At 64.9% G+C, this 8857-nt stretch carries 9 protein-coding genes; all 9 read left to right on the forward strand.

Going from position 1 to position 8857, the window contains the following annotated elements:
* Positions 1-981: NADH-quinone oxidoreductase subunit D (locus KIT86_RS23020; RefSeq protein WP_297402739.1), on the forward strand; the 981-nt coding region annotated here is incomplete at its 5' end.
* Positions 978-1490 (forward strand): NADH-quinone oxidoreductase subunit NuoE, encoded by a 513-nt coding sequence (gene nuoE, locus KIT86_RS23025; protein WP_297402740.1) that lies wholly within the window; start codon positions 978-980, stop codon positions 1488-1490. The genes KIT86_RS23020 and nuoE, both read left to right, overlap by 4 nt.
* A complete protein-coding gene (nuoF, locus tag KIT86_RS23030; RefSeq protein ID WP_297402742.1) occupies positions 1487-2860 on the forward strand; it encodes an NADH-quinone oxidoreductase subunit NuoF in 1374 nt (457 codons plus the stop codon). Before nuoE ends, nuoF begins: the two co-directional genes overlap by 4 nt.
* A 14-nt stretch (positions 2861-2874) precedes the next feature.
* Complete coding sequence (gene nuoG, locus KIT86_RS23035) at positions 2875-5007, forward strand: NADH-quinone oxidoreductase subunit NuoG (protein WP_297402744.1); 2133 nt, start codon at positions 2875-2877, stop codon at positions 5005-5007.
* Entirely contained in the window at positions 5004-6080 is a 1077-nt protein-coding gene (nuoH, locus tag KIT86_RS23040; RefSeq protein WP_297402746.1) for an NADH-quinone oxidoreductase subunit NuoH, read from the forward strand. The genes nuoG and nuoH overlap by 4 nt, the downstream gene beginning before the upstream one ends.
* 15 nt (positions 6081-6095) lie before the next feature.
* Complete coding sequence (gene nuoI / locus KIT86_RS23045) at positions 6096-6632, forward strand: NADH-quinone oxidoreductase subunit NuoI (protein ID WP_297402747.1); 537 nt, start codon at positions 6096-6098, stop codon at positions 6630-6632.
* A gap of 51 nt (positions 6633-6683) precedes the next feature.
* Positions 6684-7334: an NADH-quinone oxidoreductase subunit J gene (locus KIT86_RS23050; protein ID WP_297402749.1), complete on the forward strand. Its 651-nt coding sequence runs from the start codon at positions 6684-6686 to the stop codon at positions 7332-7334.
* Entirely contained in the window at positions 7331-7639 is a 309-nt protein-coding gene (gene nuoK / locus KIT86_RS23055; RefSeq protein WP_291120478.1) for an NADH-quinone oxidoreductase subunit NuoK, read from the forward strand. Before KIT86_RS23050 ends, nuoK begins: the two co-directional genes overlap by 4 nt.
* 40 nt (positions 7640-7679) lie before the next feature.
* The coding region (gene nuoL / locus KIT86_RS23060) for an NADH-quinone oxidoreductase subunit L (RefSeq protein ID WP_297402752.1) at positions 7680-8857 on the forward strand (1178 nt) is incomplete at its 3' end.

The following is an 8857-nucleotide window of genomic DNA, read 5'->3' on the forward strand; positions in this document are numbered from 1 at the left end:
ATCCGCGCACAGTACATCCGCGTGATGTTCAGCGAGATCACGCGCCTGCTGAACCACCTGATGTGGCTGGGCTCGCACGGCAACGACTGCGGCAGCTCCACCATCCTCATCTACGCGTTCCGCGAACGCGAAGACCTGTTCGACATGTACGAGGCCGTCTCGGGCGCGCGCATGCACGCGGCCTACTTCCGTCCGGGCGGTGTGTACCGCGACCTGCCGGACAGCATGCCGCAGTACAAGCACAGCAAGATCCGCAATGCGCGCGCGATGGAGCAGCTCAACACCAACCGCCAGGGTTCGCTGCTCGACTTCATCGACGACTTCACCCGGCGCTTCCCGACCTACCTGGCCGAGTACCACACGCTGCTGACCGACAACCGCATCTGGAAGCAGCGCACGGTCGGCATCGGCGTGGTCACGCCCGAGCGCGCGCTCAACCTGGGCATGACCGGCCCCATGCTGCGTGGTTCCGGCATCGCCTGGGACCTGCGCAAGAAGCAGCCCTACGACGTCTACGGCCAGATGGACTTTGACATCCCCGTGGGCAAGACCGGCGACTGCTACGACCGGTACCTCGTCCGCATGGAAGAGATGAAGCAGTCCAACCGCATCATCGAGCAGTGCGTGAAATGGCTGCGCGCCAACCCAGGCCCTGTGATCACCGACAACCACAAGGTGGCCGCGCCTGCCCGTGAGGCCATGAAGGCCAACATGGAAGAGCTGATCCACCACTTCAAGCTCTTCACCGAAGGTTTCCACGTGCCCGAAGGCGAGGCCTACGCGGCGGTCGAACACCCCAAGGGCGAGTTCGGCATTTACCTGGTGAGCGATGGTGCCAACAAGCCCTACCGCTTGAAGATCCGCGCGCCCGGTTTCGCGCACCTCGCCACCATGGACGAGATGGCGCGCGGCCACATGCTGGCCGACGCGGTGGCCATCATCGGCACCATGGACATCGTTTTCGGAGAGATCGATCGATGAGCACCGCCACGCCCGTGTCCTTTTCTGACGCCACGATCCGGCGTTTCGACCGCGAAGTCGCCAAGTACCCCGACGAGCAGCGGCAGTCCGCCGTGATGGCCTGTCTGTCCATCATCCAGCAGGAGGAGGGCCACGTGAGCCCTGCTGCCGAGGCGGCCCTGGCGACCTACCTGCGCATGGAGCCGATCGCGGTGCATGAGGTCACGACCTTCTACAACATGTACAACCAGCAGCCAGTGGGCAAGTTCAAGCTCAACGTCTGCACCAACCTGCCTTGCCAGCTGCGCGATGGCAACAAGGCCTTGCATCACCTGGAGCAGAAGCTGGGCATCTCCATGGGCGAGACCACGGCCGACGGCCTGTTCACGCTGCAGCAGAGCGAATGCCTGGGGGCTTGCGCCGACTCGCCCGTGATGCTGGTCAACGACCGCCACATGTGCAGCTTCATGAGCAACGAGAAGCTGGACCAGCTGGTCGACGGCCTGCGCGCATCGGAAGGACAAGCATGAACGCCGACCAAGTTCTCGGGCAGTTCCGCGCCACCGGCGTGCAGACTTGCTTCCATGGCCGCCACATCGAACCGCAGATCTACGCCGGCCTCGATGGCCGCAACTGGTCGCTCAAGGACTACGTGGCCCGTGGTGGTTACCAGGCCCTGCGCAAGGTGCTGGGCCAGGACGGCTCGCCGCCAGCCGGTGACCCGCCCGTCGTGGGCATGACGCAGGATCAGGTGATCGCCACCCTGAAGGAATCGGCGTTGCGCGGCCGCGGCGGTGCGGGCTTCCCCACCGGCCTGAAGTGGAGCTTCATGCCGCGCCAGTTCCCAGGCCAGAAGTACCTGGTGTGCAACTCGGACGAAGGGGAGCCCGGCACCTGCAAGGACCGCGACATCCTGCTGTACAACCCGCACATCGTCATCGAGGGCATGGCCATTGCGGCGTATGCCATGGGCATCAGCGTGGGCTACAACTACATCCACGGCGAGATCTTCGAGGCCTACGAACGCTTTGAAGCCGCGCTGGAAGAGGCGCGGGCCGCCGGGTTCCTGGGCGACGGCATCATGGGCAGTGGTTTCAACTTCCAGCTGCATGCCGCCCACGGTTTCGGCGCCTACATCTGCGGTGAAGAAACCGCGCTGCTCGAATCGCTTGAGGGCAAGAAGGGCCAGCCTCGCTTCAAGCCGCCATTCCCGGCGAGCTTCGGCCTGTACGGCAAGCCGACCACCATCAACAACACCGAGACTTTCGCCGCGGTGCCCTGGATCATCCGCAACGGCGGCGCGGCCTACCTCGCCTGCGGCAAGCCGAACAACGGTGGCACCAAGATCTATTCGGTCTCGGGCGACGTGGAGATGCCAGGCAACTACGAAGTGCCGCTGGGCACGCCGTTCAGCAAGCTGCTGGAGCTTGCCGGGGGCGTGCGCAAGGGCCGCACGCTCAAGGCCGTGATTCCCGGCGGCTCATCGGCCCCGGTGCTGCCCGCGCACATCATGATGGAATGCACGATGGACTACGACTCCATCGCCAAGGCCGGCTCCATGCTGGGCTCGGGTGCCGTCATCGTGATGGACGATTCGCGCTGCATGGTCGAGTCGCTCAAGCGCCTGTCCTATTTCTACATGCACGAGTCCTGTGGCCAGTGCACGCCGTGCCGCGAAGGCACGGGCTGGCTCTGGCGCATGGTTGACCGCATCGACCGCGGGTTGGGCAAGCCCGCCGACATGGCGCTGCTCGACAACGTGGCCGAGAACATCATGGGCCGCACCATCTGCGCCCTGGGCGATGCGGCGGCGATGCCGGTGCGCGCCATGATCAAACACTTCCGGCATGAGTTCGAGGCCAAGATCACGGCTGCTCAGACGCCCGCCAAGGCCGCTTAAGAGAAGACATTCCCATGGTTGAAATCGAACTCGACGGCAAGAAGGTGGAAGTGCCCCCGGGCAGCATGGTCATGCATGCGGCCGAGAAGGCGGGCACCTACATCCCCCACTTCTGCTATCACAAGAAGCTGTCCATTGCGGCCAATTGCCGCATGTGCCTGGTCGACGTGGAGAAGGCACCCAAGCCCATGCCCGCCTGCGCCACGCCGGTCACCCAGGGCATGATCGTGCGCACCAAGAGCGACAAGGCGATCAAGGCCCAGCAGTCGGTGATGGAGTTCCTGCTCATCAACCACCCGCTGGACTGCCCCATCTGCGACCAGGGCGGCGAATGCCAGCTGCAGGATCTGGCGGTGGGCTATGGCGGTTCCGGTTCGCGCTACGAAGAAGAGAAGCGCGTCGTGTTTCACAAGGACGTGGGTCCGCTGATCTCCATGGAGGAGATGAGCCGCTGCATCCACTGCACCCGCTGCGTGCGCTTCGGCCAGGAAGTCGCCGGCGTGATGGAGCTGGGCATGTCGCACCGCGGCGAACACGCCGAGATCGAGACCTTCCTCGGCGACACGGTGGACTCCGAACTCTCGGGCAACATGATCGACATCTGCCCGGTGGGTGCGCTCACCAGCAAGCCGTTCCGCTACAGCGCCCGCACCTGGGAACTCTCGCGCCGCAAGAGCGTGAGCCCGCACGACTCCACCGGCGCCAACCTGATCGTCCAGGTGAAGAACCACAGGGTCATGCGCGTGGTGCCGCTGGAGAACGAAGCGGTCAACGAATGCTGGATCGCCGATCGCGACCGTTTTTCGTACGAAGCCGTCAACAGCGAAGAACGCCTGACCTCGCCCATGCTCAAGCAGGGCGGTGAATGGAAGACGGTCGACTGGCAGACCGCGCTCGAATACGTGGCCAATGGCCTCAAGCAGGTGAAAGCCGAACACGGCGCTGCCGCCATCGGCTTGCTGGCCAGCCCGCACAGCACGCTCGAAGAACTGGCGCTGGCCGGTTCACTGGTGCGCGGCCTGGGCAGCCAGAACATCGACGCTCGCCTGCGCCACGCCGATTTCTCGAACACCGCGCCCGCCGGCGCTGCCCGCTGGCTCGGCCTGCCGATCGCATCGCTGTCCACGCTGCAGCGCGTGCTCGTGATCGGCTCCAACCTGCGCAAGGACCATCCGCTGTTTGCGCAGCGCATCCGCCAGGCCCAGCGCAAGGGTGCGCAGGTCAACGTGCTCAATGCCGTGGCACAGGATTGGGCCATGCCGGTCAAGAACACGGTGCTGGCCGACAGCCGCCTGTGGGTGTCTGCGCTGGCAGGCATTGCGGCCGCCATCGGCGCTGAAACGGGCGCCGCTGCGCCCGTGAACGGTGAGGCCACGGAGGCGCACCGCGCGGTGGCCAAGTCCCTCCTGGGTGGGGAACAGAAAGCCATCCTGCTGGGCAATGCGGCCGCGCACCACGCCAAGGCTTCGAGCCTGCTTGCGCTCGCGAACTGGATCGCCCAGCAGACCGGTGCCACGGTGGGTTACCTCAGCGAAGCGGCCAACACGGTTGGCGCCCAGCTGGTGAACGCGTTGCCGGGGCAGGGCGGTCTGAACGCCGGCCAGATGCTGGTGGGCCAACTCAAGGCCGCCATCCTGCTCAACACCGAGCCCGCCCAGGACACCGCCGTCGGTGCCCAGGGCCTGGCGTCGGCTGGCATGGTCGTGACCCTCAGCCCCTTCAAGACCAACCTCGACGTGAGCGATGTGCTGCTGCCCGTCGCGCCGTTCACCGAAACCTCGGGCTCCTTCGTGAATGCCGAAGGCCGTCTGCAAGGCTTCCACGCCGTCGTGCGCCCGCTGGGCGACACGCGCCCGGCCTGGAAGGTGTTGCGCGTGCTGGGCAACCTGCTGGACCTGCCAGGCTTCGACGCCGATTCATCGCAAGCGGTGCTCGCCGCAGCCCTGCCGGGCGTGAGCAACGGCAGCGTGGTCGATGCCGCCCGCCTCTCCAACGCCAGCAGCGCGACGATCGACGCGTCGCCGGCCGAAGTGGAGCCTTGCGTCGCGTCCATCTACCAGCTCGACGGCCTGGTGCGCCGCTCGACCGCCCTGCAACTCACCGCCGATGCGCGGACCGCTCAAGCCGTGGAAGGAGCCGCAGCGTGATCGATGCGATGTACAACGGCGGCCTGGGCCTGATCGCCGCCGACTGGTGGACCACCGGGGCGTGGCCCGTCATCTGGAACCTGATCAAGATCGTGGCCGTGCTCGCGCCGCTGATGGGCCTGGTGGCGTACCTCACGCTGTGGGAGCGCAAGCTGCTCGGCTGGATCCAGGTGCGCCACGGCCCCAACCGCGTGGGCCCCTTCGGTCTGCTTCAACCGATCGCCGACGCGCTCAAGCTGCTGACCAAGGAGCTGATCCGCCCCAGCGCGGCCAGCAACGGCCTGTTCCGCCTCGGCCCGGTCATGGCCATCATGCCGGCGCTGGCGGCATGGGTCGCGATCCCTTTCGGTCCGGAGGCGATCATCGCCAACGTGAACGCCGGCCTGCTCGTGATCCTCGCCATCACCTCGATCGAGGTCTACGGCGTCATCATCGCGGGCTGGGCTTCCAACTCCAAGTACGCCTTCCTCGGCGCGCTGCGTGCCTCGGCGCAGATGGTGAGCTACGAAATCGCCATCGGCTTCTGCTTCCTGGTGGTGGTCATGACCGCCGGCAGCCTGCACCTGGGTGAGATCGTGGCCTCGCAAGCGCGCGGCATGGGCGCCAACATGGGCCTGGGCTTCCTGTCCTGGAACTGGCTGCCCCTGCTGCCGATCTTCTTCGTGTACCTCATCTCCGGCGTGGCCGAGACCAACCGCCACCCCTTCGACGTGGTCGAGGGCGAGGCCGAGATCGTGGCCGGCCACATGGTCGAGTACTCGGGCATGGGCTTCGCCATCTTCTTCCTGGCTGAATACGCCAGCATGTGGCTGGTGTCGGTGCTGGCCGTGCTGATGTTCCTGGGCGGCTGGCTGTCGCCGATCGCTGCGCTCGACTTCATTCCTGGCTGGATCTGGCTTGGCCTCAAGACCTGTGTCGTGGTGTCCATGTTCATCTGGATCCGCGCCACCTTCCCCCGCTTCCGTTACGACCAGATCATGCGTCTGGGCTGGAAGATCTTCATTCCTGTCACGCTGATCTGGCTGCTCCTCGTGGGTGCGCTGATGCAGACCCCGTGGAACCTCTGGAAATAACCAGGGCGAACGACCATGTCCACCACCACCGCCAATTCCACCGCGTCGCCCGCGTACGCCGCGCCGTTCTCTTTCCGCGACTTCTTCAACAGCTTCCTGCTGGTGGAGCTGTTCAAGGGCATGGCCCTGACGGGCCGCTACGCCTTCAAGCGCAAGGTCACGGTGCAATTCCCCGAAGAGAAGACGCCGCTGTCGCCGCGTTTCCGTGGCCTGCACGCCCTGCGCCGTTATGAAAATGGCGAAGAGCGCTGCATCGCCTGCAAGCTGTGCGAAGCGGTCTGCCCGGCAATGGCGATCACCATCGAGTCCGACGTGCGCGCTGACGGTTCGCGCCGTACCACGCGTTACGACATCGACCTGACCAAGTGCATCTTCTGCGGTTTCTGCGAAGAGAGCTGCCCGGTGGACTCCATCGTCGAGACCCACGTCCTCGAATACCACGGCGAGAAACGCGGCGACCTGTACTTCACCAAGGAAATGCTGCTGGCCGTGGGCGACCGCTACGAGTCCGAGATCGCCGCCGCCCGGGCCTCTGACGCCCCCTACCGCTGATCGGCGCCTGACCGATTCGGCCGGACCAGACGACACAAGAACCACGACGCCATGGATTACCAGACCGGCTTTTTCTACCTGTTCGCTGCGGTGCTGCTGTACGCAGGCTACCGCGTGATCACCGCGCGCAACCCGGTGCATGCCGTGCTGCACCTCATGCTCGCGTTCTCGCAGGCGGCGGCGCTGTGGCTGCTGCTGCGCGCCGAATTCCTGGGCATCACGCTGGTGCTGGTGTATCTGGGCGCGGTGATGGTGCTGTTCCTCTTCGTCGTGATGATGCTGGACATCAACATGGACACCGTGCGCCAGGGCTTCTGGAAACACTTCCCGGTGGCGGCCTTGCTGGGTGCCTTCGTGGCGGCCGAGCTCATCGCCGTGCTGTGGGCCGGCTTCCCCACCGTCACGGGCAACCCGGGTGCGGTGGCTGCCGATCCGGGCTACTCCAACACGCGTGAGCTGGGCGTGCTGCTGTACACCGAATACCTTTACCCCATCGAAGTGGCCGCCGTGATCCTGCTGGTGGCCATGATCGCCGCCATCGCGCTGACCCTGCGCCAGCGCAAGGACAGCAAAGCCATCAACCCCAACCTGCAGGTGCACGTGCGAGCCAGCGACCGCCTGGTGGTGCTGCCCATGAACGCCACGCAGAAAGCCGCCCCCGCCGCCGACGCGGCCGCCGCCCAGGAGGGCCAGAAACCATGACCGTCTCGCTGGGCCATTTCCTCGCCGTCGGCGCGATCCTGTTTGCGATCTCGGTCGTGGGCATCTTCCTGAACCGCAAGAACCTCATCGTCCTGCTCATGGCCATCGAACTGATGCTGCTGGCCGTGAACATGAACTTCGTGGCCTTCTCGCATTTCCTGGGCGACATGCACGGCCAGGTCTTCGTGTTTTTCATCCTGACCGTGGCCGCCGCCGAATCGGCGATCGGTCTGGCCATTCTCGTGCTGCTGTTCCGCAACAAGTCGTCGATCAGCGTCGAAGAGCTCAACACCCTCAAGGGTTGAGGCCAGGGCCACCCCACACGAGAACTCAGGCAAGAACCCCATGAGCACCACCCTCTCTGCAAGCACCTTGCTCGCCGTCCCGTTGGCCCCCTTGGTGGGTTCGGCGATCGCCGGCATCCTGGGCACCACCTTCGGCGGCAACGTGATCGGCCGCCGCGCCTCGCACACCTTCACCATCCTGGGTGTGCTGGTGGCCTTCATCCTCTCGGCCATGACGCTCAAGAGCGTGGCCGTGGACGGCGCGCGCTTCAACGAGACCATCTACACCTGGATGGTGGTCGGTGGCCTCAAGATGGAGATCGGCTTCCTGGTCGATGGCCTCACCGCCATGATGATGGTGGTCGTCACCTTCGTCTCGCTCATGGTGCACCTCTACACCATCGGCTACATGGAAGAGGACGACGGCTACAACCGCTTCTTTGCCTACATCTCGCTGTTCACCTTCTCCATGCTCATGCTCGTCATGAGCAACAACCTGCTCCAGCTGTTCTTTGGCTGGGAAGCGGTCGGCCTGGTGTCCTACCTGCTGATCGGGTTCTGGTTCAACAAGCCCACGGCGATCTTCGCCAACATGAAGGCCTTCCTCGTCAACCGCGTGGGCGACTTCGGCTTCATCCTCGGCATTGGCCTCATCGTGGCCTATGCCGGCACCATGAACTACACGGAAGTGTTTGCCAAGGCACCCGAACTCGGTGCGCTGGGCTTCCCCGGCACCGACTGGATGCTGATCACCGTGATCTGCATCTGCCTGTTCATCGGTGCCATGGGCAAGAGCGCGCAGTTCCCGCTGCACGTCTGGTTGCCCGACTCCATGGAAGGCCCCACGCCCATCTCGGCGCTGATCCACGCCGCCACCATGGTGACCGCGGGCATCTTCATGGTCGCTCGCATGTCGCCGCTGTTCGAGCTGTCGGACACGGCGCTCAACTTCATCCTCATCATCGGCGCGATCACCGCGCTGTTCATGGGCTTCCTGGGCATCATCCAGAACGACATCAAGCGCGTGGTCGCCTACTCCACGCTGTCCCAGTTGGGTTACATGACCGTTGCGCTGGGCGCCTCGGCCTATTCGGTCGCCGTGTTCCACCTCATGACCCACGCCTTCTTCAAGGCGCTGCTGTTCCTGGCCGCGGGTTCGGTCATCATGGGCCTGCACCACAACCAGGACATCCGCTGGATGGGTGGCGTGCGCAAGTACATGCCCATCACCTGGATCAC

The organism is Hydrogenophaga sp. (assembly GCF_026125825.1).
In the GTDB taxonomy this organism is placed as follows: Bacteria; Pseudomonadota; Gammaproteobacteria; order Burkholderiales; family Burkholderiaceae_C; genus Hydrogenophaga.